Raw genomic sequence first — 26,589 nt, forward strand, 5'->3', positions numbered from 1 at the left:
CATGAACAACCTCGCGGAGGGCGCGGCAGGGGGCGGCGAACGGGTCGAGCGGGCGCTGCGGATGCTGCTGGAGGAGCGCGACCGCCTCCGGCAGGAGAACGACGCCCTGAAGGCCGGCCGGGTCGAGCCGATCGCCGTGGTGGCCATGGCCTGCCGCTACCCGGGCGGGGTCACCTCGCCCGAGGAGCTGTGGGACGTGGTCCGCGACGGCCGGGACGTGGTGGACGACTTCCCGGCGGACCGCGGCTGGCGGGACGTGTTCGACCCGGACCCGGACGCGGCCGGCCGCTCCTCGGTGCGGCACGGCGGGTTCCTGGCGGACGTCGCCGGGTTCGACGCGGAGTTCTTCGGCATCAGCCCGCGGGAGGCGCTGGCGGTCGACCCCCAGCACCGCCTGCTGCTGGAGACCTCCTGGGAGGTCTTCGAGCGGGCCGGCATCGTGCCTGCCGACGTCCGCGGGTCCGAGGTCGGTGTCTTCACCGGCGTGGCCTCCTCCGAGTACGGCCTGCGTTTCCTGGAGGGCGACCAGGGCGAGCTGGAGGGCTATCTGCTGCACGGCAGCGCGCTGAGCGTCGCCTCCGGCCGTGTTGCCTACGAGCTGGGGCTGACCGGGCCGGCGCTGTCCGTGGACACGGCGTGCTCGTCGTCGCTGGTGGCCCTGCACCTGGCGGCGCAGTCGCTGCGCGCGGGGGAGTGCTCGCTCGCTCTGGCGGGCGGGGTGTCGGTGATGGCGACGCCCGCGATCTTCGTGGAGTTCTCCCGGCAGCGCGGCCTGTCGCCCGACGGCCGGTGCAAGTCCTTCGCGGACGGCGCCGACGGGACCGGCTGGGCCGAGGGGGTGGGGGTGCTGCTGCTGGAGCGGCTGTCCGACGCCCGACGCAACGGCCACCCGGTGCTGGCCGTCGTCCGCGGTTCTGCCGTCAACCAGGACGGCGCCAGCAACGGGTTGACCGCTCCCAACGGCCGCGCCCAGGAGAAGGTGATCCGGCGGGCCCTGACGAGTGCCGGGGTCTCGCCCGCAGAGGTGGACCTGGTCGAGGCGCACGGCACCGGGACGGTGCTGGGCGACCCGATCGAGGCGGGTGCCCTGCTGGCGACCTACGGCCGGGAGCGGGCCGAGGGCAGGCCGCTCTGGCTCGGCTCCCTGAAGTCGAACATGGGCCACGCGCAGGCCGCTGCCGGCGTGGCCGGGGTGATCAAGGCGGTGATGGCCCTCCGGCACGGGTTCCTGCCGAAGACCCTGCACGTGCGGGAGCCCTCCCCGCACGTGGACTGGTCCTCCGGCGCGCTCGAACTCCTGGTGGAGGGGCGCGAGTGGACGCGCTCGGACGGCCCGCGGCGCGCGGGGGTGTCGTCGTTCGGGGTCAGCGGCACCAACGCCCACGTGATCCTGGAGGAGGAGCCGGCCCGGGAGCAGGACGGCGCCGGCGGTCCGGGCTCCGCGGTCCTCGGCGGGCTGGTGCCGTGGGCGCTGTCGGGCCGGAGCCCGGCGGCGCTGGCCCGGCAGGCGGGCAGGCTGCGCGCGTTCGCCGCCGCCGATCCGCACCTGGATCCCGCCGACGTCGGCTGGTCGCTGCTGTCGAGCCGGTCGCGGTTCGAGCACCGCGCGGTGGTGCTGGGCCGAGACCGCGACGAACTGCTGGGCGCGCTCGCCTCGTTGAGCGAGGGCGAGGAGTCGGCCGCGGTGGTCCGCGGGGTGGCCGGGAGCGCGGGCGGCGTGGTGTTCATGTTCCCGGGGCAGGGCTCGCAGTGGGTCGGGATGGGCCGCGAACTCTACGGCGCCTTCCCGGTCTTCGCGCAGAGCCTCGACGCGTGCGCGGCCGCGCTGGCCGAGTGGGTCGACTGGTCGCTGCTCGACGTGCTGCGCGGGGTGGAGGGCGCGCCCGGCCTGGACCGGGTCGACGTGGTCCAGCCGGCGCTGTTCTCGGTGATGGTGTCCCTGGCCGCCCTGTGGCGGTCCTGGGGCGTGGAACCGGCCGCGGTGGTGGGGCACAGCCAGGGCGAGATCGCCGCCGCCCACGTGTGCGGCGCGCTGTCGCTGCGGGACGCCGCCAGGATCGTCGCCCTGCGCAGCCAGTCCCTGGTGAGCCTGATCGGCCACGGCGGGATGGCGTCGGTCGCGGAGTCCGAGGAGTTCGTGGCGGCCGGGCTGCTGCCGTGGCAGGACCGGGTGAGCATCGCCGTCGTCAACGGGCCCCGCTCGGTGGTGGTGTCGGGCGAACCGGACGCGCTCGACGAGTTCGTGGGGAAGATGAAGGCCGAAGGGGTGCAGGCGCGGCGGATATCCGTGGACTACGCCTCCCACTCACCCCAGGTGACGCGGGTCCGCGAGCAGGTGGTCGGCGCGCTGGCCGACGTGGGCCCGAGGACGTCCCGACTGCCCTTCTACTCCACGCTGTACGGCGAGGTGATCGACACAGCGGGGCTGGACGCCGGCTACTGGTACACCAACCTGCGCGAGAAGGTGGCCTTCGCGTCGTCCGTCCGGCGGCTGGTCGAGGACGGTTTCCGGGTGTTCGTCGAGATGAGCCCGCATCCGGTGCTGACCGTCCCGGTGCAGGAGATGGTCGAGGAGCTGGACGACGCGGTGGTGCTGTCCTCGGCCCGGCGGGACCGGGGAGAGGTGGAGGCCGTGGTCGGTTCGCTGGCCCAGCTGTACGTCCGGGGCGGCAGCGTGGACTGGGCGTCGGTGTTCGGGGCGCGCCGGCGGGTGGAGCTGCCGACCTACGCGTTCCAGCGGCAGCGGTACTGGCTGAACTCCTCGCACCTGGCCACCGCCGAGGTGTCCGGCACGGCGACGGCCGAGGCCGAGGCCGACGAACTCCCCATCCCACTGGCGGAGTTGCTGCCCACCCTCTCCGACGACGACGCGGAGGCGCTGGTGCTGGACCGGGTCCTCGGCAAGATCGCCGTCGTCCTCGGCCACGCCGCCGGCGAGACGGTGGACCCGGACCAGGAATTCCGGCACCTCGGATTCGACTCGCTGCTGTCGGTGGAGCTGAGCAAGCGCCTCGCCGCGGAAACCGGACTCAAACTGCGGGCGAATCTCGCACTGCGTTTCCCGACCGCGCGACTGGTCACCGGCCACATCATCTCCTCGATGGCCGATCCGCGGTGATCCCCGGTCCCGGCGGCCGTTTCTCCGCCCACCGGGACCGTCCCGTCGGCGGGACACGGCGCAGGCTCCCGCGGCCCCGCCGTGTCCCGAACGCCGTTGTCTTGACCGGCTGTTCCCCCATCCGTGAGGGTGGAAGCGATCTGTGAATTCCCCGGTTCCCGGGCCCGTTTTCCAAGGGGATGATCTGTGTGCGTTCGTTCGATGCGTCGTCTGCGCAAAAAGGGCTGTGGATGGCGCAGAACATGGCTCCCGAATTACTGAACCATGCGCTGCTCATGTGGGACGTGGACGGTGAGCTGGACGTCGCGGTCATGGAATCCGCATTCCGGCACGTGCTGGGCGAAGCCGAGGTGCTGCGGGTCACCTTCGTCGACGAGGACGGCGATCTCCGTCTGGTGCCAAGGGAATTGGGCGACTGGCAGCCTTTCTTCCGGGATTTCGGCGAGGCGGCCGATCCGGAACAGGCGGCCCGCGAGATGCTGGCCGGCATCGTACGGCAGCCGTTCGACGTCGGGCGGGATCTGCTGCTCCGGCTGGGCGTGGTGAAGCTCGCGGCGGACCGCTTCCTGGTGGTGATCGCCTACCACCACCTCGTGTCGGACGGGTACGGCGCCGGCGGCCTGCTCTCCCGGCGCCTCGCCGAGGTCTACACGGCGCTCGCGCGGGGGACGCGGATACCGGAGCTGCCGCACGCCTGGGACGCCGAGTCCTTCGCCGCCGAGACGGCCGCGTACCGGGCGTCCGAGCAGTTCGCCGAGGACACCGAGTTCTGGGGCAGTTACCTGGCGGACGCGCCCGGACCCGCGCAGGTGCCGCGGGTGGTGGTGCCCGCGTCGGAGCGGGCCGCGCTCGACGAGCCGATGGGCCCCCGTGACCGATGGGGGCAACTGGCCGGCGCCATCGGCATGGTGAGCCGGACGCTCAGCGTGCCGCGCGCCGAGGCCGACGCCTGGACGGAGGCGGCGAAGTCGCTGGGCGTGTGGATGTCGTCGCTGCTGGCCGGGGCCGCCGCGGTGTACTTCCGGCACCGCTGCGACCGCCCCGAGTTCGTCTTCTCGCTCGCCGTGGGCAACCGGACCGGGGTCGCGGCCACGACTCCCGGCCTGGCGGTGAACGTGGTGCCGCTGCGGATGAAGGTCCCGCTCACCGCGACCTTCACCGAGATCGCCGACGCGGTGGTCGACGAGACGTACGAGATCTTCGGGCACACCGCCTGCCACTACTCCGACATCCAGCGTGCGAGCGGCACCACCCTGAACAACCGCGGCAGTTTCGGGGCGGTCATGAACGTCGTGGAGTTCGCGGAGATCCTCGACTTCGACGGTCTCCAGGCACACCACCTCGGCGGGACGACCGGGGCGTTCGACGAGCTCTCGGTCGACGTCTACACCGACGGGAGCCCCGACAGCGACCTGTTCTTCCGGCTCGACGCCCCCGCGAGCATGTACTCCGGCGCGGAACTGCGGATCATCGGGACGGAGTTGATCGCACACATGCGGGCCGTGATCGCCGCCGACTCGCAGGTGCCGATCGGTGCGGTGGACGTGGTGGCCGGGACCGAGCGGGAGCGGGTGCTCGCGGCGCCGGCGGACACCGAGACGCCGCTGCCGGAGCTGACCGTGCCCGAACTGTTCGCCCGGCAGGTGGCCCGCACCCCCGACGCGGTCGCGGTGGTGAGCGGTGCCGCGGAGGTCTCGTACCGGGTGCTGGACGAGCGGTCGAGCCGGCTCGCCGCGGCGTTGCGGCGCCGGGACGTCGGACCCGAGACGGTGGTGGCCGTGGCGCTGCCCCGCTCGGTGGACCTGGTCGTCGCCCTGCTGGGGGTGGCGAAGGCGGGCGGGGCGTACCTGCCGATCGACCCCGCGGGGCCGGCCGCGCAGATCGGGCCGGTGGTGGCGGACTCCACCGCGCGCGTCCTGCTCACCGGCACGGCGGGCACGGCGGAGTCCGGCGCTGAACCGGACCTGCCGCGGCTGCTGTTCGACGAGCTGTGCCAGGAGGACGGGTCCGACGGCTCCGACGGTTCTGGCGGCGAGGGCGGGCCGGGCAGCGTGGTGCCGCCGCGCCCGGACAACCTGCTGGCCGTCATGTACGGTTCCGAACCGGCCGGCGCGCCCGGCGCGGTCGCCGTGACCCACCGGAACATGGCGGGGTTCGCGCGGGACCGCCGGTGGCGGGAGGCCGGTGACAGCACCGTGCTGTGGCACGCGCCGCACGCCTCCGACGCGCTCCCCCTCGACGTGTGGGTGCCGCTGCTCAACGGCGGCCGGGTCGTCGTGGCTCCGCCGGACCTGGACATCGACGCGCTCGCCGACGTGCGGGCGGCGCACGGGATCACCACGCTCTGGCTGCCCGCGGGGCTGTTCTCGGCGATCGCCGCCGAACGCCCGGAGCGGCTGGCCGGGTTGCGCGAGGTGCTGACCGGTGGCGACCGCGTGTCCGCGGCCGCGCTGCGGCGGATGCGGGATGCCTGCCCCGAACTGGCGGTCGTCCGGTTGCACGGCCCCACCGAGACGACCGTGTGCGCCGCGGGCGACCGCCTTGCCCCGGACGAGCCCGCGCACCCCGCGGGCGCCCTCGGCCGCCCGATGGACGGCACCGACCTCTATGTCCTGGGCCCGGGTCTGGCCCCGGTCCCCGCGGGCGTGACCGGCGAGCTGTACGCGGCCGGGCCCGGCCTGGCCCGCGGCTGCCCCGGGCGGCCCGGGCAGACCGTCCAGCGCTTCGTGCCCTGCCCGTTCGGCCCGCCCGGCGCCCGGATGTACCGGACCGGGGACCGGGTGCGGTGGGGCGCCGACGGGGGGCTCGAGTACCTGGGCCGGTCCGACGCCCAGGCGGACATCCGCGGCACCCTGGTCGAGTCGGGCGTGATCGAGGAGGTGCTGGCCGAACACCCCGGCGTGGCCCAGGCGGTGGTGGTCACGGGCGCGGACGACGCCGGGCAGCACCGGCTGCTGGCGTACGTGGTGCCGGCCGGCGGCCGGGTCGCCGGCGCCCCGGACACCGAGGACCTGCGCCGGTTCGCCGTGGAACGGCTGCCGGATTCCATGGTGCCGCCGGTGTGTGTGGCCCTGGAGGCCCTGCCGGTCACGGCCAACGGGCGGGTGGACCGGGCATCGCTGCCGGCGCCCCGGGTCGACACCGGTCAGTACCGGGCACCGCGCACCCACACCGAGCGGGTGCTGGCCCAGGTGTTCGCCGACGTGCTCGAAGTGGACCGGGTCGGCATCGACGAGGACTTCTTCGACCTCGGCGGCAACTCGCTGCGGGCGATCAGGCTGGTCGGCCTGATCCGTGCGGAGCTGAACCTGGAGGTGTCGATCCGCAAGCTGTTCACGGCGCGCACCATCACCGGCCTGTCGGACATGTGGGACGACCTCGCGCGGTCCAGCAGGCCGGCCCTGCGCCGGCGGACGAAGGAGGGCGAATCCCTTTGAGGAAGCGCTGAGGAAGCACTGAGGAAGCGCTCAGGAGTTCCGAGCGGAACCCCTCCGGGAGCCGTCCGAGAGGTGCGCCGGGCCCGCAAAAGCAGGCCCGGACATGCCGTCGTTCCCTTTTCCGCGCCCGCCGGGATTACGCGCGGCAATTCCTGGCGTCCCGCCGGCGGGACGCGAATGCGCGGTCCGGCGCGGGACGGGCGATACGTCGATGTCGCCCCGGGCCCGGTGTACTTGAACGGTGCACCGTGCCGGGGCTACGTTGACGGCGCGACCGATGGAGATGCCGGCCCGCCCGGACGTGGGTCCTGCAGGATTTCCGGGAGCGGGAGAGAACCATTCGAAGATGCGGACAACGCATCGCGCAGCCATGCGAGCGGGAGAATTCTCTATGAGTAATCGCGAACAGACCTACGACGTGGTCGGCATCGGTTTCGGCCCGTCCAACCTTTCGCTCGCCATCGCCCTGGAGGAGTTCGGGGCGCATGGCATGGAGAATGAGATCAGCAGCCTCTTCCTGGAGCGCCAGCCCTCCTTCGGATGGCACCGGAACATGCTGCTGCCGTCGGCGACCATGCAGATATCCTTCCTCAAGGACCTGGTCACCTTCCGCAATCCGACGTCGGGTTTCAGCTTCATCGCGTACCTGCACGCCTCGGGGCGCCTTCCCCAGTTCGTCAACAACCAGGACTTCTTCCCCACCCGCCAGGAGTTCCACCAGTACCTCGAATGGGCCCAGGCCCAGGTCGCCGGTCGCATCGAGTACGGCGCGGAGGTGACGTCGATCCGGCTGCCGTCGGGCACCGCCCCGCAGGAGGGCGCGGACCGGCTGGTCCTGGAGGTGGCCGAGGGCGCCGGCCGGACCGGTCGCGCGGTCGAGGCCCGCAACGTGGTCATCTCGACGGGCCTGGTGCCGAGCATGCCCGCGGGCGCCGAACGCGACGAACGCGTCTGGCACAGCTCGGAGTTCCTCGACAAGTACCGCCGGACCGACCACCGGGAGCTGCGCCGGGTCGCGGTGGTGGGCGCGGGCCAGAGCGCCGCGGAGATCGCCCGGTTCCTGTACGACGAGCTGCCGCATGCCCAGGTCTCGGCGATCATCCCGTCCTACGGCTACGCCGTCGCCGACGACACCCCCTTCGCCAACCGGATCTTCGACCCGTCGGCCGTCGACGACTACTACTTCGGCACCGAGCAGACCCGCGAGTCGTTCTGGCGCTACCACCGCAACACCAACTACTCGGTCGTCGACGACGAGGTGATCAGGGACCTGTACCGCCGGTCCTACGACGACGAGGTGCGCGGCGTCACCCGCCTGCAGCTCCTCAACCTCACCCGGGTCACCGGGGTGAAGCGCGCCGGCGCCGAGACCCGCGTCAGCCTGCAGGTGGGCCCCGACGCGGAGCTGCGCGAGCTCGACTTCGACCTCCTCGTCTGCGCCACCGGCTACGACGGGATGGAGCCCACCGGCCTGCTCGGCGAGCTGGACCGGTACTGCCTGCGCGACGAGGCGGGCCGCTACCGGGTGGAGCGGGACTACCGCATCGTCACCACCCCCGAACTGCGGTGCGGCATCTACCTGCAGGGCGGCACCGAGCACACCCACGGCCTGACCTCCTCGCTCCTGTCGAACCTCGCGGTCCGCAGCGGCGAGATCGCCGACTCGATCATCGCCCGGCGCGCGGGGTACGGCGCCGAGCGGGAGGTCCTCGCCAAGATCGGCGGCGACATCGCCTGACGGCCCGTGGCCGCGCGTACGCCTGCCGCACGGGCCCTGCGCCGGCGGTGTTCGAAAGGGGAGGGTGGATGAGGAGTCCGGTGGAGGAGCGATGGGTGCGCCGCTTCCGCGACGACGGGGCGTGCACGACGAAACTCGTCTGCTTCCCGCACGCCGGCGGCTGGGCGAGCGCGTACCGCACCTGGCCCGCGGGGCTGCCGTCGGACGTCGGCGTGCTCGCCGTCCGGTACCCGGGCCGGGAGGACCGTCTCAACGACCCGTTCCCGTCCGGGCTGGAGACCCTCGCCGACGACGTCGCCGACGCGCTCGGCGGGCTGACCCGGCACCGGCTGGTGCTGTTCGGCCACAGCATGGGGGCGTCGGTGGCGCACGAGGTGGCGCTGCGCCTCCAGGAGCGCGGGTGCCCGCCGGCCGCCCTGTGCGTGTCCGGCAGGCGCCCCCCGCACCTGCTGGACCGGCGCACGCGCTTCGACACCGACGAGGAGTACATCGCCGAGGTCGTGCGCTTCGACGAGACCCGCGCCGCGGTCTTCGCGGACCCGGGCCTGCGCGAGGTCGTGCTCCCCGCGGTCCGCGCGGACTACCGCCTGGTGTACGAGTACCCCGGCGGCCCCCGGCCCCCGCTGCGGTGCCCGGTGTACGGCTACACCGGTGACGAGGACTCCGAGGTGACCCCCGAGCAGATGCGCGGCTGGGCCGACACGACGCGCGGCGCCTTCCGGCTCCGGGTGCTGCCCGGCGGCCACTTCTACCTCAGGCCGGAGGAGGCCGCGCTCCTGGCGGACCTGGGCGGCGTCCTGGACGGCCTGGCGCAGCGCACGGAGCCCGCCTTCTGAGCCGTCGCGTGTCACATGCTGAAGGGGGCGCCCACGGGCGCCCCCTTCAGCATGTGGCGCCATGCCCGGCCCGGCGCGGGCCGGGGCTGCCAGGGATCGCACCCACCTGGCTGCGTGGCGCCAGCCACCGCCCGAGTGCCCTCTCCGGAGCGGGCGTTCACCCGTTTCGTCGCCGTGGCAGCGTCACGCTCCGTAGCGCCCGGCGGCCCGGATCGTCGGGCTGCGCAGGACTCCGCTGGCGCCATTCGGGTCACCCCCGCTTGCCATGGCGCAATGAGTGCGCCATGATGGCGCCATGGATGTACGCGTGTTTGTGGAAAGACTCGAGCGCGAGTTCCTGGCGCTCGCCCGGGCCGGCGGCGAGGATCCCGGCGCGCCGGCGGCACGACCGGAGCCCGCGATCCGGGCCACGCTGGTCGACGTACTGGCCGCGGCGGCGGAGGAGATCGGCCGCGGCATCGCCCCGGACACGGTCGCACTCCGGATCGACGGCGACGAAGCCAGGTTCGTCCTGACCCCGGCGCCGTCCGCGGCCGCCGTGGACGCCGGGGCGCCGCACGCCGGGGACGCGACGCTCGTCGCGGTACGCGTCTCCCGGCAGTTGAAGGCGGCCATGGACCATGCCGCCGGCCGTGAAGGGCGCGCGGTGGACGCGTGGCTGGCCGGGCTGGCCGCCGCCGCGGTGCGGCACGACCCCGCCCTCTGCCCCGCCGACCGGCGCGGCAAGCGGGGCCGGCAGCGTTACACCGCCTGGGTACGCTGAGCCGGCCTGGCCGCCACCGCACTTCTCTTCCTCCCGCACCGCGGGGACTCCCGTCAGACCTCATGAGAAGGGTCAGAAATGCCTGCATTCGACACTCCTGAAGCGATCTCCGTCACCCTGGAGATCGGCGCCGGCGACGTGCGGATCACCGCCGAGGACCGGACCGACACCGTCGTCGAGGTACGGCCGACGGACGAGAGCGACAGCTCCGACGTGAAGGCCGCGGCGCAGTCGAGCGTCAAGTACGCCGACGGCCGGCTGGTGGTCAAGACGCCGAAGCCCGGGGCGATGGACTTCTCCCGCAAGAGCCGCTCGGTCGACGTGACCATCGTGCTGCCCGCGGGCTCGCACGTGCGGGGCGACGCGTCGATGGGGGACCTGCGCACCACCGGCCGCCTCGGCGAGTGCACGTTCAAGACGGCCGCCGGGCACATCCAGGTCGACCGCGTCGGCCCGTCCCGGCTGCGGACGTCGGCCGGCAACGTCACCGTGGGCCAGGCCGAGGGCGACCTCGACGTCAGTACCGGCACCGGGCGGATCCGGGTCGGCGAGGTCCACGGCACCGCCACGACCAAGAACTCCAACGGCGTGACGGAGATCGGCCGTTCCCTCGGCGACGTCCGCGTCCACAACGCCAACGGCGACATCTCCGTCGGCCACGCCTCGGGTCTCAGGACCGATGCCGACACCGCCAACGGCAGCATCCGGATCGGCGAGGTGACCCGCGGCGCGGTCGTGCTCAAGACCGCGACCGGTGACCTGGAGATCGGCATCGGCGCGGGGCAGCCGGCGAAGCTCGACCTGACCACCGGGTTCGGGCGGGTGCACAACATGCTGGAGAACGCCGGGGACGCGGCCGAGACGTCGCTCGACAAGTCGCTGGAGAAGCCGGCCGGCGCCGCGATCGACGTGCGGGGCAAGACCTCCTACGGAGACATCACCATCCACCGCGGTTGAGGTCGCGCGGGCAACGGGCGCGGACGAGGGTACGGGATCTTCCCGGCGGCCGGACCGCCGGGAAGTCCGGCGTCCGGGCCCTGATCGCGCACCCCGCCCGGGCCGCGTCGCGCGCGTGCCCGGGCCCGCCCCTGCCCGCTCGATGGGGCTCGTGCCGGTCCGGCGGATCCTGCCGGGCCCGCGGCGCCCGGCACCGCACCTCCCGGCGTTGTCGAATCATCCATGGACGACCCGGTACGAGGAGGATTCTCCGCCTTGCGATGCACGGCACCGGACGCCGCGAGCTCGACCGGCAAGATCCGCCGGACAGGCCCTAGCGGACCCAGCCGTTGAACTGCTGCTTGCCGCGCGGGGACCGCTTGGTGCCGGCCAGCGCCGCGGCGGAGGCGCGGACCATCCACGCGTTGACCGAGACGCCCTGCCGGGACGCGGCCTCCTCGATCTGCTCCTTCATCGCCTGTGGCGGGCGGAAGTTGATCCGCGCCGTGGCGCCGCCGGCGGCGCCCGAGAGCGCTCCGGCCGACCACTCGTTCTCCTCGTCGGCGGTCGCCTCCGAGGCGTCCTCGCCGCTCCCGCTGTCGTCGGAGGGCGGCGTCACCACGAAACCGGGCTCCATGCCGCGCAGGCGCAGGTCCACGGAACCGGGGGCCAACTCCTGGCTGATCTCCTCGGCGGCGGCGGACAGGACGTTGAGCAGGGTGAGCCGGACGGCCGACTCCAGGGGGGCGAGGAGTCGCTCGGCCACCGCGCGGGTTTCGGCATCTCCCGCCGCGGAGGCTGCGACCAGCTCTCCGCGCAGGGCCTCGACGTACACCCGTAGTTCCATCGACCCATCATGGCACGCAGATTGCGCCGCGCGGCACCTACCCGACGCATTGTTCTCGCAGAAACCCTTTGGCCAGGTGGCAGGCGGAACCGCGCGCTCCGCCGGGCGTGCCTCTGCGCAGTGAACGGGTCGCTCGACGTAGCCGCACCGTTGATTCTGCGCCATCGCGGCGCCTTGATGCGCCGGGATGGCTCACTCGCGGTGGGAGCGCTCCACCAGGACGTCGCCGACGACCGTCCGGGCCTCGACGTGCACCACCTCGTCGGCCTGCTCCCACGTCTCCAGCAGCGAGAGGGAGGTGTAGACGGTGCCCGCCACGGAGTCGAGGTCCAGGAGGGCGCCGCTGGTCTCGGCCACCCCGATCCGGATGCTGCCGGAGGTGGAGCTGGCCAGCACCGACCCCCGCGCCACCTCTTCGAGGTCGATGTCGCCCTGCACCGTCCGGGCCTCCACGTCGGCGTGCGCCCGGCTGACCCTGACGGCTCCCTTCTCGGTCTGCAGGCGCGCGTCGCCGAGCACCTCGTCCACGCAGGCGTCGCCCTCGCTCATCGCCCTGACCGTGGCCCTGCCCTCGACCGTCCCCAGATGGACGTGGCCGCGCTCCGCGGTGACCTCGACGCTGCCGGCCGCGTGGTCGACGCTGATGTCACCGAGGGAGGCGGCCAGTTGCAGGCTCCCGGTGCGGCCGAGCGTGATGTGGCCCAGGCCGGTGCGGAGTTCGCACGTACCCAGCTCGCCCGTCCCGAGGAAGTCCGCCGCCGTGCCGCGGCCGTGCAGGCTCGATCCGGTGGGCACCGCCAGCGCCACGATGACCGCGCCCTCGTTCCCGCAGGGGGCGGGCACGTTCACCGTCAACCGGCCGTCGGTGTACTCGATGTGCAGCCGCTCGGCGGCGTGCACGTCGTCGCGGTCCCCGCTGTCGCGCGGATACGCCTCCACCGTCGTCTCGGCGAGGTCGCGCGCCACTATTCTGGCCTGGCCGAACATCAGGTCGAGCACCACGCTGACCGGTGCGGGTGTGTCGAACCGTGGCATGGCGAGCCGCCTTCGGTGAGTCTGCGGCCGCCGATCCGGTGCGGACGGAAGCCGGAACGACGCGGGTACGCGTTTCGTCGTGGGGTTCGTCTCCCCGCGCGCGGGTCACCGGGGCGCGGGCCCGTAGCGCGGGGAGCCGCAGCGGATGCCGTCCCGCACTCAGCGCGTCGGACGCGTCGCCCGCGCCGGACCGGTCGCCCGCGCTCCCCGCGATGCCCGCGCCCGCGCAGCCCGCGTCGCATGTGCCGGATCCTGCCGTGCGCATGCCACGTCCGGTGCCTGCCTGCCACGTCTCGCCCACGGTCCGGGCTCTCCTTTCCGGCACTGGCCGGGAGAGAACCGGTGGGTGTGCCGCGCGGCCCGGGGGGCGCAATTCTCCGCTGATGCCATGTGGTGCCACATTAGTGCCATAACGCGATGCTCGGGTCCGACTCGGCTCGAAACCCTGGGTGACGGCGGGCGAAATCGGTTGCATGGGTGTCCGGGCGGGTGGGGCCCGGGCTCGGTCGTCGCCGGAGGCGGTCGGCCAAGAGGGCCTGAAAGCGGCCCGGATGGGGGCCGGTGGGCCCCGCGGGCCGCCCGTCGGTCGCCCGCGGCGGTCGCGCGCGGCGGGATGATCCGCGCATCGGCGGGCCCCGGGTCGGGCCTGCCGGAACCACTCTCGCACCAGCGCCCTCAGGGGCGACACGGGGGGCGCTTTGCTCGTCCGGTACTCGTCCGGTCTTGCAGGACAACACCGCTTCCTTCCGGCCGACTTGGCGCGCCGGCTGTCCCGCCGGGGAGGCGGCTGCGCCGGCGCGTTCGCGCAGGTCACCCGTGGCCGCGCGGCCACGGGCGGGCGGCCGCCGCCCTGGCGTCGCACGCCACGCCGGCGGAAGTGGCGCACGATGGGGTAGACATGGCGCCAGATGATGCCATCATGGCGTTATGACGTACCTGCGATCGCCCAGCCCTCCGATCGCCCGGCTCGAAGACCCGCGGCGAGCCCCGGAAGCCCGCGTCCGGCGCCCCGGGCCGCCGCGCACCGGGCGGGTCGGGTCATGAGCCCGGCGGCGGCCGCCGCGGGGCAGCACCTCCTGGCGTCCGGACCGGACCGCTCCCCGGCGATCCGGGTCCGCGGCCTGCGGAAGGTGTACGGATCGACGGTCGCGGTCGAGGACCTCGACCTGGATGTCCCGCACGGGACCGTCCACGCCCTGCTGGGACCCGCGGGCGCCGGCAAGGCGACCGTGCTGCGGATCCTCGCGGCGCGCGCCGAAGCCGACGGCGGCGACCTGTGCGTCGGCGGCCGCGACCCGCGGACGGAAGCGGCTGCGGTGCGCGCCGCCGTCGGGCTGGCCGGTCGGACGACGGTGGTGGACGCCGGCCGCACCTGCGAGGAGAACCTGCTGCGGGGATCCGCGCTGTGCCGGCTGCCGCGCTCCGCCGGCGTCGCGCGGGCCGCCGAACTCCTCGACAGGCTGGGCCTGTCGGAGGTCGCCGCCGAGCCGGCCGGGACCCTGTCCAGCGGCCGCCGGCGGCTGCTCGACCTGGCGGGGGTGCTGGCCGGGGAGCCGAGCTGCGTCCTGATGGACGAGCCCGTCGACCCCCTCGACGCGGAGGGCCGCGGCATCGTGCGGGACGCGCTGCGCGCGCTGGCCGCAGACGGCATCACCGTGCTGCTCGCCACCCGCTCGCCGCAGGAGGCGGGTCTGATCGCCGACCGGATCGGCATCATGCACCGCGGCCGGCTGGTCGCGGCGGGCACGCAGGACGAGCTGCTGCGGCTGATCCCGGGCGGTCACATCCGCCTGCACTTCGCGAGCGTGGCCGAACTGGCCGCGGCCACCGCGCGGTTCGGCCTGGACACGGCGATCCGGGACGACACCGCGCTCACCCTGCAGATCCCCGGTGACGGGAGCGTCGGCCTGATGCGCGCCGTGCTCGACGTCCTGGAGGACGCCGCCGTGGAGCCCCGGCGGCTCACCGTGCACAGCCCGGGACTCGAGGACGTCCTCGCCTCGCTCGTGGACGACGGCGCCCGCGGCCCGGCCGTGGCCGCCGGCTCCGTGCCCGCGCGGGACGCCGCGACCGGACGGGAGGCGCGCGGGCGCGGAGCGCTGTGGCAGGCCGTGCTGCCGCCGTGGTTGCGGGCCCGCGCGCCGCGCCCCGTGTCCGTCGCGGTCAGGTGATCCTCGTGTCGCTACGGCACCGGCTGCGCCGCGTCGAGGATCGGCACGGCGGGGAGCACGTGCAGCCGCCAGTAGGTGTACGCCGCCGAGACCAGGGCCACGTGGTGGTACCAGCCGTGGAACGAGCGCCCCTCGAAGTCCCGCAACCCGAAGTGCTGTTCCATGGAGCCGATCGCCTCCAGGGTCCCGGTGCTCAGCGCGGCGATGGAGCCGACCTCCGCCAGCGTGTGGTGGGTGAGGCTGGTCAGCCACAGCGGATAGGGCGCGCGCGCCGGCCCCACTTCGGTGAAGAGCCGGTAGGGGGTGCCGGGGAAGCGGCCCGGTGGGCCGCCCGGCAGCCGGACGAGCGAGGTCTGGAGGCGTGCGGTGCGCCGCTGCCCGCGGGTCAGCGGGACCTCGGCCGTCTCCGTGCCCTGCGCGCAGACCAGGGTCCTCGCGCTCAACGGAGCCGAGCCGTTCTCACCGGCGGGCTGCACCGCCAGGTGGGGCGGCACCGCGACGACGAAGTCGCGGCGCCGCTTGGCGAGTCCGTGCAGCAGGTACCCCACGTCCAGTTCGTCGCTCATGTCGACCAGGACGACCGAGGACGGGGAGTCCGTACGCGCCGAGAGCCGGTCGACGAGCCGGAGCGTCTGCGCCCACAGCGGCCGGTACGGCTCGGAGTCCGGTATCCGTGCGTCCCTGCGCCGCTGCGGGTCCTGGGTCCAGGCCGCCGACAGGTGCAGGCACCAGTCGACGGGAACCTGGGCGGTGCCCACGCACAGGAAAGTACCCAGTCCCAGCTGGCAGTTGAGGGTGCGGCCCGACGACAGGTCGAAGTAGCGGTGCACGCCGACCGAGCGGTCGCCGCGCTTGGGCAGGACGGCCCGGCTGATCGCCCAGACCGGATCGGGCCGGTGCCCCGCCACCCAGTGGGTGAGCTCCTCCACCACCTCGTCGAAGTCCCAGGGGCTGAGGCTGACGAACTGGCGCAGCGACTGCGCGACGGACGGGTCACGCGAGATCGCGGTGGCGAGGCGGCGCACCGACTTCTTGCCGGGAGTGTGGAGCAGCGCCTTCAGATAGGCACGAGCCCATTTCCGTTGATCGATTCGGCGTAAGCTCCTGAAGATCGTTCTGCTGTAATGGTCCAGAAGTAATTCGGAATCGTCGGCGTATGCCCCGCCTGGTGAAGTCGGCGAGGTGCCCGATTGGCGCATGTTCATGCCGCAATAACTCCCCCGACGTTACTGAGCGTTGCCGGGGAGAGTCTAAGGCGCGTTCCGGTGTGGCGCCACTCTCCGGAGCCGGTCACTGGCTGTGGTGTCGTGAATGGCACATCCCGCGGGTACCAGGCGCCAGAGTGACGGCCGGATCTCGCTGCTGCCGATTTGTCGACGGTGCGGGGCGCTCACCGTTCACGCCGGCCGGGGAGTGCGAATGGCGCGGCCGTAAGGCCGTTGACCTGCGGCTGATGCGCGAGTGGTGCGGATTCGGGCGCGCTTCCGGTGATGGCAGTGACTGGCGTGCGCCTGGCGCCTGCGGTGTCCCGCCGACCGGTTCGCCGTGGCGGGGGAGCGGGTGCCGGCCGGAGCGGAGTGCGGCGCGCGGTGCCGTGGAGCGCCGGGCGGGGAGGGCATGGGCCGATATGTCGGGGTCGCCCCTGCTGTCCCACGAGCAACAGTGCCCCGGCCCGGCCGATGCCCCTGACCAGGCCGGACCGTGGTGTGCCGGAGGAGGTCCAACGTAGGGCGTTCCGGCCCGCACGCGCATCCTCAAAACGCGCCAATCACTGGACTGGACCACTTTGATTCGCAGACGTTAGGACTCCGCAAAGTAGTGCTCGATGGCGCCATGATCCTTGCACTCGCAATGGTGCCGGGATCTACTCGATGGCGCGGCGTTCGGCCATCTCGACCACAACGGGGAACCGCGAATCGCCGGTTCAAACAGGTCGCCTGCACCTTCTGCGGGCGATGGCCAACGCTCTGGGCCGAAGTAACACGGGGGTGAGCGCTTTCTGTATTCCATGGGGAGCCACCGCGAACCCGCCAGTTTTATACGCGTGTTGACACGGAGGCGTAAATGGCGAATCAGGTCGAGGAGTGCGAAGACTCCAAGGCGCTCATGCTGGACAAGAACGCACAGAGCGTGCCGAGGCAGCGAAGAGCCGGCAGGGCGGAAGCACGGCGTGACCAGGTGCTGACCACGAAAGTGGGGCTGCACATACCCGTGGGACTCGCCTTCGAGGAGTGGGAGAAGGCCGGACGCCAGCTGTCCGGACTGCTCAACTCCTCGTCCTGGTGGCTCGGTGACTGGCTCGTCTACGGGAAGGACCAGTACGCCGACCGCTACGAGCGCGGCATCCGCGCGGCCGGCCTGCAGTACCAGACCCTGCGCAACTATGCCTGGGTCTCGCGCCGGTTCGAGCTGCAGCGGCGGCGGCCGGCGCTCAGCTTCCAGCACCACGCCGAGCTGGCGTCGCTGCCGCTGGACGAGCAGGAGATCTGGCTCGATCGCGCCGAGCGCATGAAGTGGACCACCAAGCAGCTGCGCAACGCCATCCGGGCCGAACGCGAGGGCATCGCGCAGCCGGCGAGCGTCGTGGCGGCCACCCGCCGGCTCGCCGTGCCGGACAGCCGGCTGAACTGGTGGCACAAGGCCGCGGCCCACGCCGGCACCGAATTGGGCGAGTGGGTGACGGCCACCCTCGACGCGGCCGCCGACCAGCTGCTCAAGGAAGCCGAAGGGCCGCTGCCGCTCGAATGACCGGCACGCAGCCGGCGGTCCGAACGGCCGTCGCGTCGGAGGCAAGCGGAGGTGTCCGTCCGGCGCAAGGCGAACGTCGCGGGGTCCGCACTCCCAGGGGTGCGGACCCCGCGGCACGTCCGGGTGCGCTACGGCAGGCGGGTCATCAGATCCGCGGCCTGCGCGTGCCGGGTGCAGCCGCGCCCGGCGAAGGACCGCACCACCCGGTCACGCACCTCGGGGCTCTGCTCCTGGCTGAGCTTGAACATCGCCTCGGCCCTGGTCACCCGGACGTGGAAGGCGCCGACGCCCGGCACGATCTTCCGGAAGTAGTCGAGGGACGCGTTCATGTCCCAGCTGTCGCCGAATTCCTTCTCGTACGCCCGCACGGTGGATTTCACGACCTCCAGTGTCTCTTCGGTCGTCGCGATCTTCTCCACCGTTCCGCGCACGTGCACCGAGGTGAAATTCCAGGTGGGTGCGGCGGGCGTGATGTCGTAGACGGTGGGGGAGACATAGGCGTGCGGGCCGGTGAAGGTGAGCAGGATCGTCTGCCCGTCCTCCAGCGCGGACCAGTGCGGATTGGCCCGGTTCATATGACCCAGCAAAAGCATGCCGGCCAGGTCGGCGGCGGGAGGACCTTCCCACCCGGGGTCGGTGATGACCGGAAGGTGGGTGGCGTACGGTCCGTCAGCAGCGGTTCCGTTGCTGGCCATCAGCGCGAGCGGGTTGTCGCGCATCAGGTCGACCATCCAAGAGACGTCCGGTTCCCGGTACTGACTGGGGACGAACATACCGCACTCACCTTTCGTGACGTGACGAGATCGGGAACTTCCGGTAGCGCAGCGCATGAGGTGCCGTGAGGATTCGGCGACGTGTCGGTGAACGGTGGCGATTGGTGGCGCGCGGCCGACGGCGAATGGCCGGCGAAATCGTCGTACCGTCCTGTCGGCGGGACACCGTTTTCATCATCATCATGGCCCGCCGCCGCCTCCGGGCGCAATCACGCCGGGTAAGGAACTGGGCGAACTCCCGCCCCGGAGCGGGAAATCCGAAAGGCGGCGGCCGTCATTCCCGCGGCCGCCGGAACACCGTGTTCCGGCGGCCTCAGGTCAGCAGGAGCGAGGTGGGCCGGGCCGACAGGGCATGGTCCAGGACCAGGGAGGCCGCGCCGACGGCGGCGACGTTCTCACCGAGAGTGGTGGAGACGACCGCGGTGGGGTGGGTGGCCTTGACGAACAGCGAGCGGGCCACCATCGGTTCGATCACCGGGAGCATCCGGTCGGCGAAGATGTGCCAGGTCGGACCGCCGAAGACGATCGTGTCGACGTCGAGGAGGGTGGCCGCCGCGCAGACACCGCGTCCGATCCGCACCGCCAGGCGGGAGATGATGTCCCCGGCCCGTTCCTCGCCGGCGGCCGCGAGTTCGGCCAGCCGCTCCACGCCGCGCGGGGCGTCGGCCGGGTCCATGATGGTGAACTCGGCGCCGAGCACCCCGAGGGCGATGCCCTCGTCGACCAGGGTCCGGATCGAGCAGCCCGCGCCCAGCCCGCCGACCTCGCCCGCGTTCCCGGAGACCCCGCGCAGCACCGTGTCGTCCACCACCAGCCCCATGCCCGAGCCGGTGCCCAGGTAGAAGAAGAGCAGGTTGCGGCTGTCGGTCGCGGTACCGGCCCAGCGCTCGGCGACGACCGCGGCGGTGACGTCCTTGTCGAGCAGGACCGGGTACCCGGTGGCCTCGCTCAGCCGGTCGCGCAGCGGGAAGCTGCCCCAGCGCGGCAGTTCCGGCGGGGCCAGCACCCGGCCCGCCGCCGCGTCGATGGGCCCGGGCGCGGCGACGCCGACGCCCAGCACCCGCTCGGTGCCGGCGCCGGACCCGGCCACCAGCGCGGTCACCGAGGCGGCCATGTCCGCCACGATCCGGTCGGAACCGACTCCGCTCGGGGTGCGCTCGCTGTGCTGCGCCACGACGGTGCCGAGCAGGTCCACCAGGACGTAGGTGACCACCGCCGGGTCGAGGTGGACGCCCACCGCGTAGCGGGCGCTGGGCACGATCTCCAGCAGGGTGCGGGGCTTGCCGTTGCCGGTGCTCTGCTTCCCCGACTCGCGCACCACGCCCTGGTCCAGCAGCCGGCGGGTGATGTTGGAGACGGTCTGCCCGGACAGTCCGGTGGCCTGGGCGAGTTCGACCCGGCTCAGCCCCGCGGAGTGCCTGCGGATCGCGTCCAGCAGCACCGACTCGTTGAAGTCCCCCATGCGCGGCATGTTGGTGCCGCGCCGGATGGTGGGCTTCCCCGCCCTCGCGCTCTCGGTCGTCAACGTACCTCTCCCAACCCTGGACGGTAGGGGGTGGCGCGGTGCCGTCGCCCTCCCGGCGGCGTCGATCGAACGAATGGTACGGCACCTGCCCCCTCCACCCGGCCCGGTTCGCGGGACCTGGGCGGAAACGGTGCCGGCGCCCGCCCGCGGGCGCGGCGGGACCGCGCGGACACGCCCTACCGCCGGTCCCCGGCCGGAGGGCCGGACAGGCCGGCCGAACCGTCCGCCGGGCGCAGCCGCAGCGTGCGGATCTGGAAGGGCCGCAGACGCAGCTCCACGCCGCCGCCCTCCGGCACCGGTGCCGGCTCCCGCTCCGGCTGCTCCAGCAGGTCGCAGTCGAAGGCGGCGGCGAGCGGGAAGCCCGCGGTCAGCCGGGCCCGGACCGCGCCCCCGCACGCCTCGTACAGCCGGACGACGACGTCGCCGCTCCGGTCGTCCGCCAGCTTGACCGACTCCACCACGACATCGGTGGTGTCCAGCGCGACCAGGGCCGCCGCCTGGGCCGGGGCCGGGCGCAGCGGGAGGTTCAGGGCGTAGCCGCCGGCGATCGCCTCCTCGATCCCGGCCCCCGCGAGCAGCGCGTAGCGGAACGCGTGGTGCCCGCGGTCGGCCTGCGGGTCGGGGCTGTGCGGCGCGCGCAGCAGGGAGAGCCGCACCGTCGTGGTGGTGCCGCCGTCCGCGCGGGTGTCCCGGCGGACGTCGTGGCCGTAGGTCGAGTCGTTGAGCACCGCGGCGCCCCAGTGCCGCTCGCCGACGTGCACCCAGCGGTGCGCCCACAGCTCGAAACGCGCCGCGTCCCAGCTGGTGTTCTCGTGGGTGGGCCGCGTCACGTGGCCGAACTGGATCTCCGCGCTCTCGCGTTCGGCGTGCACGTCCAGCGGCCAGGCCGCCTTGAGCACGGTGTCGCGCTCCTGCCAGTCGATGTCGGTGCGGACGTCCACCTGCCGGCTCTCCGCGGCCAGTTCGATGTGCTGGACCAGCCGGGAGGCGCCGAAGACCCGCTCCACGCGCACCGAGGCCAGCAGCGGCCCGGCGTCCGCCAGTGTCACCGACGCGGCCTCGTCCAGGTCGCGCACGGTGTCGCGGTAGGTGGAGTCGATGTTCCACGCCGACCACAGGTTCGGGTCGTCCGGGTGGAGCTGGAGCAGGTTGCCCGCGGCGCCCGGGGCGATCGCCTCGCGGCGGGCGGTGTGGTCGTACACCGAGGTGACCAGGCCGCGGCGGTCCACCGTGACGGTCAGCAGGCCGTTGCCGAGGACGAACCCGCCGTCCGCGGGAGAGGTCGCGGGGGAGGCGGTCACCGGGGCCTCGGGCGCGGGCACCGTACCGCCCGACGCCAGCGCCGCGACGTCGGCCAGGACCGCGCTGCGGCCGTCCGACAGCGCCTGCGCGCCCGGAAGTTGACCACCGCCGGGCACCACGGCGACCTCGCGCCGCCGGTAGGGGCCGGCGTTGAGCAGGGCCGGCGGGCCGGGCAGCCGGGCCGCCGCGTCGCCGATCACCTCCTCCAACTCGGCGTGGATCGCGGCGTACTCCCGCTCCGCCTCCTGGTGCACCCAGGCGATGGAGGAGCCCGGCAGGATGTCGTGGAACTGGTGGAGCAGCACCCGCCGCCACACCGACTCCAGCCGCTCGTACGGGTACGGCGCGCCGGCGTGGACCGAGGCGGTGGCGGCCCACAACTCGGCCTCGCGCAGCAGCGCCTCGCCGCGCCGGTTGCCGCGCTTGGTGCGGGCCTGGCTGGTGTAGGTGCCGCGGTGGTTCTCCAGGTACAGCTCGCCCCGCCACACCGGCAGCCGGTCGCGTTCCGCGCGGGCCGCGGCGAAGAACTCCGACGGGGCGACAACCTCCACCTTCGGCGACCCTTCGAGGTCGCGCAGCCTGCGGGCCTTCTCCAGCATCGAGCGGGTGGGGCCGCCCCCGCCGTCGCCGAAGCCGAACGGAGCCAGCGACCGGGTCGCCACCTCCTTGTCCGCGAAGTTGCTCTCGGCGTGGGCGAGTTCGGCGGCGGTCAGGGACGCGTTGTAGGTGTCGACGGGCGGGAAGTGGGTGAAGATCCGGGTGCCGTCGATGCCCTCCCAGTCGAACGTGTGGTGCGGCAGCTTGTTGGTGTCGTTCCAGGAGAGCTTCTGGGTGAGGAACCAGCTGGCCCCCGCCAGCCGCGCGAGCTGAGGGAAGGCCGCGGTGCAGCCGAACGAGTCGGGCAGCCAGACGCCGTCCTGCTCGATGCCGAACTCCGCGGCGAAGAACCTTCGCCCGTACACGAGTTGGCGGGCCAGCGCCTCGCCGCCGGGCAGGTTGCCGTCCGACTCCACCCACATGCCGCCGACCGGTACCCAGGTGCCGGCGGCGGCCGCCTCCTGGATGCGGGCGTAGATCTCCGGGCGCTGCTCCTTCATCCAGGCGTACTGCTGGGCGGAGGAGCAGGCGAAGACCAGTTCCGGGTACTCCCGCGCGAGTGTCGTCATGTTGGTGAAGGTGCGGGCGCACTTGCGGACGGTCTCGCGGACCGGCCACAGCCAGGCCGAGTCGATGTGGGCGTGGCCGACCGCGCTGACGGTGTGCGCGGAGGCGTGGGCGGGCCGCGACAGCACCTCGGCCAGCCGGTCGCGGGCCGCCGCGGCCGTACCGGGCACGTCGGCCGGGTCGACGGCGTCGGCGGCGCGACGCAGCGCGTGCCGGATCCCGTGCCGGCGCGAGGAGCTCTCGGGGAGCCGGTGCATCAGCTCGTCGAGCACCTCCATGTCGTGGATCAGCTGCCAGACGTCCTCCTCGCGCACCGCGATCTCGGCCTGCGCGAGCCGGTAGAGGTCGGCGCTCCCCGCGGTCTCCCGTGATCCGTAATGGGTGTTGAGGCCCAGGCTGCCGACGATGGGCGGGTTGGCGGCGAGTTCGACGAGCAGGTCGACCCGCTCCCCGCCGGTCGCGTGCGCCGACAGCAGCACGCTGCGGCTGTAGGGGTGCAGCCCTTGCAGGGGCGTGCCCTGGGCGTCGTGCACCAGGCCCTCCGCCTGGCCGCCCGGTCCCTTGGTCAGGTCGAAGCCGAGGTCGAAGACCGCCTCGACGCGCCGCCCGGACCACTGCGCGGGTATCTCCGCGGTCGCGCGCAGCCAGGTGGTGGACCAGGGCCCGCCCCAGGGCTCGCCGGCGGCGAAGGGCGCGTAATCGGCGTTCAGCGCGTCGGCGACGGGGACCGGCTCGCCCTCCACCCGCCAGGCGCCGAGCGCGAGGGGGTGGGACGCGCTGTAGAGGGCCGGGCGGATGACGTGGTCGAGCAGCTTGGTGATCCGGTCCTCGACGGTCCGGCGGTCGTCGTGCACGGTACGGGTCCTTCCAGGGGTACGCGGGTTGCGGGCCGCCCGGCGGCGTGCCGACGTGCCGGGCGGCCTCGTGCGGTCCAGCGGTCAGGCGCGCGGCAGGCGCAACGTCACCATCTGGAAGGGCCGCAGGGCGACCACCGCGGCGCCGTCGCCGGCCGCTTCGGGCCGTCCGGCGTCCGCGAGCGGGCGCTCCAGCAGGTCCGTCAGCTCCGCCCGGCCGGCCGCGAAGCCGTCCGCGCGCACGGTCGCCCGGCCCCGGGCGCCGTTGCTCTCGTAGAGGCGTACCACGAGGTCGCCGCTGCGGTCGTCGGCCAGCTTCACCGCGCTCACCACCACCGCGTCCTCGTCGACGGTCACCAGCGGCGCCACGTCGGCCGCCGTCCCGGCCACCCGGCGCTCGGGCAGGTTGGCGCGGAAGCCCTCGCGGACCGCGTCGCCGATCGCGGCACCCGGCGCGAGCGCGTGCCGGAACCGGTGCACGCCCTGGTCGGTCTCCGGATCGGGGAAGCGCGGCGCCCGCAGCAGCGAGGCCCGCACCGTGGTCGTGGTGCCGCGGTCGCCGCCGGTGCGCACCGACCGGGTCACGTCGTGGCCGTAGGTGGAGTCGTTGGCCAGCGCGACACCCCAGCCCGGCTCGTCGAGGTGCACGAACCGGTGGTTGCACGCCTCGAACTTCGCCCACTCCCAACTGGTGTTCTGGTGGGTGGGCCGGTGGACGTGGCCGAACTGCGTCTCCGAGGCGTAGCGGTCGGCCTTCACGTCCAGCGGGAAGGCCAGCTTCAGGAACTTCTCCGTCTCGTGCCAGTCGACCTCGGTGTCGATGTCGAGCCGCTTGGCGTCCGCCGGCAGCGACAGGAGCTGCACCACGCGGGAGCCGCCGAACGCCCGCTCGACGCGCACCGCGTCGCCCTCGGCCCGCAGATCCGTGACGTCCGTGAGGTCGGTGCCGACGTTCCGGTAGAAGACGTCGACGTCCCACGCGTCCCACTGGTTCGGGAAGTCGGGGTGCAACTGGAGCAGGTTGGCGGCCTGCCCGGGGGCGATCGACTCGCGCCCGGCCGCGAGGTCGTACGCGCTCACCACCAGGCCGCGGCCGTCGATCTCCACCCGCAGCTGGCCGTTGTCCAGCACGTAGCCGCCGCCCTCGCGGGCGACCGGGGCCGCCGCGCCCGCCGGGCCCGCCGCGACCGCGCCGCCCGCCGGGACGCCCCGGCGGCCGTGCGGCGCCGAGTTGAACACCAACTCGGCCGCGCCCGAACCGTCGCCGCCCAGCGCCCGCAGCGCCGCGGCGATGATGCCCTCCAGCTCCTCGGCCACCCGCGCGTAGGTCTGCCGCGCCTCGCGGTGCACCCAGGCGATCGAGGAGCCCGGCAGGATGTCGTGGAACTGGTGCAGCAGCACCGTCTTCCACAGCCGGTCCAGGTCCTCGTAGGGGTACGGCGCCCCGGCCCGCACGGCGGCGGTGGTCGCCCACAACTCCGCCTCGTACAGCAGGTGTTCGCTGCGGCGGTTGCCCCGCTTGGTCTGCGCCTGGCTGGTCAGGGTGGCGCGGTGCAGTTCCAGGTACAGCTCACCGACCCACACCGGCGGATCGGGGTACTCCGCCTCCGCCTTGGCGAAGAACTCCGCAGGCGCCTCCCACGTGACGGCCGCCGACCCTTCCAGGTTCCGCAACCGGGCCGCCTTGGCGACCATCTCGCGGGTGGTGCCGCCACCGCCGTCGCCGTACCCGGTCGGCGCCAGCGAGCGGGTGGCGACACCCTTCTCCTTGAAGTTGCGTGCCGCGTGCGCGATCTCGCGGCCGTCCATCGAGCAGTTGTAGGTGTCGACGGGCGGGAAGTGGGTGAAGACGCGGCTGCCGTCGATGCCCTCCCAGGTGAAGGTGTGGTGCGGGAAGACGTTGACCCGGCTCCACGAGATCTTCTGGGTGAGCAGCCACTTGGCGCCCGCGGCCTTGATGATCTGCGGCAGCCCGGCGGCGAAGCCGAAGGTGTCGGGGAGCCACACCTCCTCGTTCTCCACGCCGAACTCGTCGAGGAAGAAGCGCTTGCCGTGCACGAACTGGCGGGCCATCGCCTCGGATCCGGGCATGTTGGTGTCCGACTCCACCCACATGCCGCCGGCCGGTACGAACCTCCCGTCCGACACGGCCTTCTTGACCCGGGCGTACACCTCCGGACGGTGCTCCTTGATCCACGCGTACTGCTGGGCCTGCGACATCGCGTAGACGAAATCCGGCTCGTCCTCCAGCAGGGCGGTCATGTTGGCGGTGGTGCGGGCGACCTTGCGGACGGTCTCGCGCAGCGGCCACAGCCAGGCCGAGTCGATGTGGGCGTGGCCGACCGCGCTGATCCGGTGCGCCGCGGGCACGGCGGGCGCGGCCAGCACGCCGGCCAGCTCGTCGCGTGCGGCCTGGGCGGTGCCGTTGACGTCGCCCAGGTCCACCGCGTCCAGCGCCCGGCCGACCGCGCGCACGATCTCCCAGCGGCGGGCCCCGTCGACCGGCAGCTCGGCCATCAGCTCCCCGAGGACCTCCAGGTCGAGCACCAGGTTCCACACCGTCTCGTCGAAGACGGCCAGTTCCAGCCGCCCGAGGACGTACTGCGGCGCGTCCCCGGCGGTCGAGCGGTCGCCGAGCCGGGTGGGCTGGAAGGGCACCCCGCCCGCGTCCAGGTCGGGGTTGGAGGCGGCCTCGACGTGCCAGTGGACCTGCTCGCCGCCCGCGACCGGCGCGCCCACCCTGACGTAGGAGTTGCGCGGGTGCAGTCCCTTCACCGGGGTGCCGTCGGGACGGTAGACCAGGCCCTCGCACTGGAAGCCGGGGGAGCGGGGGGTGAATCCCAGGTCGAGCACGGCCTCGACGGTGCGCCCGGCCCAGGCGGCGGGCACGGTGCCGGTGACCTTGAACCAGCTCGTCCCCCAGGGCGAACCCCACGGCGTGCCGGCGGTGATGGGCCGGGTCGGCGCGGAGAGGCCCTCCGCTACGGGCACGGGTTCGCCCGGCGCGGACCAGATCTCCACGTCCAGGGGTGTCGTCTCGGGATGGATGGCCGGACGGATGCGCTCGCGGAGGACGCGGTCGAGGCGGGCCTCGACCAGCTGGCGGTCGTCGTGCATGACGAGGTCTCCTGGGGGCTGCCGACATGCCGTTCGGGCTGTCGGGCGGGCGGATGTGACGGCCGGGTGCCGGGGCGGGTGGGTCTGCCGGAGACGAGGGGCGGCGGCGCGGTTCAGGGCCGGTGCGGGTGCGGGGCGCCGTCAGCCGCGGGGAACGGGGGGAAGCCGTCGCCGGCCGTCGTCGGGGGCCGGTGACCGTGCCGGCCACCGCGGGTGGCCGGTGTC

General features: G+C 73.3%; 15 protein-coding genes. 8 read left to right on the forward strand and 7 right to left on the reverse strand.

Annotation, left to right across the window (positions count from 1 at the left end):
- Position 1 precedes the first annotated feature (1 nt).
- The 6 genes from C4U44_RS01220 (at position 2) to C4U44_RS01245 (ending at position 10,849) form a co-directional block, all read left to right on the forward strand.
- Positions 2-3,118 carry a type I polyketide synthase gene (locus C4U44_RS01220; RefSeq protein ID WP_103883660.1) on the forward strand — a complete coding sequence of 1,039 codons (3,117 nt, stop codon included), beginning with the start codon at positions 2-4 and terminating at the stop codon, positions 3,116-3,118.
- A 179-nt stretch (positions 3,119-3,297) separates the two neighbouring features.
- Positions 3,298-6,555 (forward strand): non-ribosomal peptide synthetase, encoded by a 3,258-nt coding sequence (locus tag C4U44_RS01225; protein ID WP_103883661.1) that lies wholly within the window; start codon positions 3,298-3,300, stop codon positions 6,553-6,555.
- Between the two features lie 391 nt (positions 6,556-6,946).
- On the forward strand, positions 6,947-8,293 hold the full coding sequence (locus C4U44_RS01230; RefSeq protein WP_103883662.1) for a lysine N(6)-hydroxylase/L-ornithine N(5)-oxygenase family protein: 1,347 nt from the start codon (positions 6,947-6,949) through the stop codon (positions 8,291-8,293).
- Between the two features lie 68 nt (positions 8,294-8,361).
- Positions 8,362-9,129 carry a thioesterase II family protein gene (locus C4U44_RS01235; protein WP_103883663.1) on the forward strand — a complete coding sequence of 256 codons (768 nt, stop codon included), beginning with the start codon at positions 8,362-8,364 and terminating at the stop codon, positions 9,127-9,129.
- Between the two features lie 295 nt (positions 9,130-9,424).
- On the forward strand, positions 9,425-9,892 hold the full coding sequence (locus tag C4U44_RS01240) for a hypothetical protein (protein WP_200823102.1): 468 nt from the start codon (positions 9,425-9,427) through the stop codon (positions 9,890-9,892).
- 78 nt (positions 9,893-9,970) lie between these two features.
- On the forward strand, positions 9,971-10,849 hold the full coding sequence (locus tag C4U44_RS01245; RefSeq protein ID WP_103883665.1) for a DUF4097 family beta strand repeat-containing protein: 879 nt from the start codon (positions 9,971-9,973) through the stop codon (positions 10,847-10,849).
- Between the two features lie 313 nt (positions 10,850-11,162).
- Here the strand turns inward: C4U44_RS01245 and C4U44_RS01250 are convergent, their stop codons facing one another.
- Together C4U44_RS01250 and C4U44_RS01255 are read right to left on the reverse strand one after the other, a co-directional pair.
- Positions 11,163-11,675, reverse strand: a complete 513-nt coding sequence (locus C4U44_RS01250; RefSeq protein ID WP_103883666.1) for a hypothetical protein — start codon at positions 11,673-11,675, stop codon at positions 11,163-11,165.
- 192 nt (positions 11,676-11,867) lie between these two features.
- Positions 11,868-12,710 (reverse strand): DUF4097 family beta strand repeat-containing protein, encoded by an 843-nt coding sequence (locus tag C4U44_RS01255; RefSeq protein WP_103883667.1) that lies wholly within the window; start codon positions 12,708-12,710, stop codon positions 11,868-11,870.
- A gap of 1,040 nt (positions 12,711-13,750) precedes the next feature.
- On the opposite strand from C4U44_RS01255, the gene C4U44_RS01260 reads away from it, so the two are divergent.
- Positions 13,751-14,881, forward strand: a complete 1,131-nt coding sequence (locus C4U44_RS01260; RefSeq protein ID WP_146088176.1) for an ABC transporter ATP-binding protein — start codon at positions 13,751-13,753, stop codon at positions 14,879-14,881.
- 11 nt (positions 14,882-14,892) lie between these two features.
- On the opposite strand, the gene C4U44_RS01265 is transcribed toward C4U44_RS01260, so the two are convergent.
- Positions 14,893-16,086: an IS701 family transposase gene (locus C4U44_RS01265; protein WP_103883668.1), complete on the reverse strand. Its 1,194-nt coding sequence runs from the start codon at positions 16,084-16,086 to the stop codon at positions 14,893-14,895.
- 859 nt (positions 16,087-16,945) lie between these two features.
- Between C4U44_RS01265 and C4U44_RS01270 the strand changes: the two genes are divergently transcribed.
- The gene (locus C4U44_RS01270) at positions 16,946-17,629 is read left to right on the forward strand and encodes an LmbU family transcriptional regulator (protein WP_103883669.1); all 684 of its coding nucleotides are present in this window, start codon (positions 16,946-16,948) and stop codon (positions 17,627-17,629) included.
- 128 nt (positions 17,630-17,757) lie between these two features.
- Here C4U44_RS01270 and C4U44_RS01275 read toward each other — a convergent pair whose 3' ends face one another.
- The 4 genes from C4U44_RS01275 to C4U44_RS01290 all read right to left on the reverse strand — a co-directional run bounded on the left by C4U44_RS01275 (position 17,758) and on the right by C4U44_RS01290 (position 26,364).
- Positions 17,758-18,402: an FMN-binding negative transcriptional regulator gene (locus C4U44_RS01275; RefSeq protein ID WP_103883670.1), complete on the reverse strand. Its 645-nt coding sequence runs from the start codon at positions 18,400-18,402 to the stop codon at positions 17,758-17,760.
- 313 nt (positions 18,403-18,715) lie between these two features.
- Entirely contained in the window at positions 18,716-19,927 is a 1,212-nt protein-coding gene (locus C4U44_RS01280) for an ROK family transcriptional regulator (RefSeq protein WP_103883671.1), read from the reverse strand.
- A 176-nt stretch (positions 19,928-20,103) separates the two neighbouring features.
- A complete protein-coding gene (locus C4U44_RS01285) occupies positions 20,104-23,247 on the reverse strand; it encodes an alpha-mannosidase (RefSeq protein WP_103883672.1) in 3,144 nt (1,047 codons plus the stop codon).
- 84 nt (positions 23,248-23,331) lie between these two features.
- Complete coding sequence (locus C4U44_RS01290; RefSeq protein WP_103883673.1) at positions 23,332-26,364, reverse strand: alpha-mannosidase; 3,033 nt, start codon at positions 26,362-26,364, stop codon at positions 23,332-23,334.
- Between the last annotated feature and the right edge of the window lie 225 nt (positions 26,365-26,589).

Origin of the sequence: Actinacidiphila yanglinensis (genome assembly GCF_900107965.1) — a bacterium.
Lineage (GTDB): Bacteria > Actinomycetota > Actinomycetes > Streptomycetales > Streptomycetaceae > Actinacidiphila > Actinacidiphila yanglinensis.

Coding starts and splice junctions, on each gene's coding strand:
- C4U44_RS01255 (WP_103883667.1), bottom strand. CDS start 12,710: ATGCCACGGTTCGACACACCCGCACCGGTCAGCGTGGTGCTCGACCTG.
- C4U44_RS01290 (WP_103883673.1), bottom strand. CDS start 26,364: ATGCACGACGACCGCCAGCTGGTCGAGGCCCGCCTCGACCGCGTCCTC.
- C4U44_RS01250 (WP_103883666.1), bottom strand. CDS start 11,675: ATGGAACTACGGGTGTACGTCGAGGCCCTGCGCGGAGAGCTGGTCGCA.
- C4U44_RS01275 (WP_103883670.1), bottom strand. CDS start 18,402: ATGTTCGTCCCCAGTCAGTACCGGGAACCGGACGTCTCTTGGATGGTC.
- C4U44_RS01240 (WP_200823102.1), top strand. CDS start 9,425: ATGGATGTACGCGTGTTTGTGGAAAGACTCGAGCGCGAGTTCCTGGCG.
- C4U44_RS01225 (WP_103883661.1), top strand. CDS start 3,298: ATGATCTGTGTGCGTTCGTTCGATGCGTCGTCTGCGCAAAAAGGGCTG.
- C4U44_RS01230 (WP_103883662.1), top strand. CDS start 6,947: ATGAGTAATCGCGAACAGACCTACGACGTGGTCGGCATCGGTTTCGGC.
- C4U44_RS01260 (WP_146088176.1), top strand. CDS start 13,751: ATGAGCCCGGCGGCGGCCGCCGCGGGGCAGCACCTCCTGGCGTCCGGA.
- C4U44_RS01265 (WP_103883668.1), bottom strand. CDS start 16,086: ATGAACATGCGCCAATCGGGCACCTCGCCGACTTCACCAGGCGGGGCA.
- C4U44_RS01270 (WP_103883669.1), top strand. CDS start 16,946: ATGGCGAATCAGGTCGAGGAGTGCGAAGACTCCAAGGCGCTCATGCTG.
- C4U44_RS01220 (WP_103883660.1), top strand. CDS start 2: ATGAACAACCTCGCGGAGGGCGCGGCAGGGGGCGGCGAACGGGTCGAG.
- C4U44_RS01235 (WP_103883663.1), top strand. CDS start 8,362: ATGAGGAGTCCGGTGGAGGAGCGATGGGTGCGCCGCTTCCGCGACGAC.
- C4U44_RS01245 (WP_103883665.1), top strand. CDS start 9,971: ATGCCTGCATTCGACACTCCTGAAGCGATCTCCGTCACCCTGGAGATC.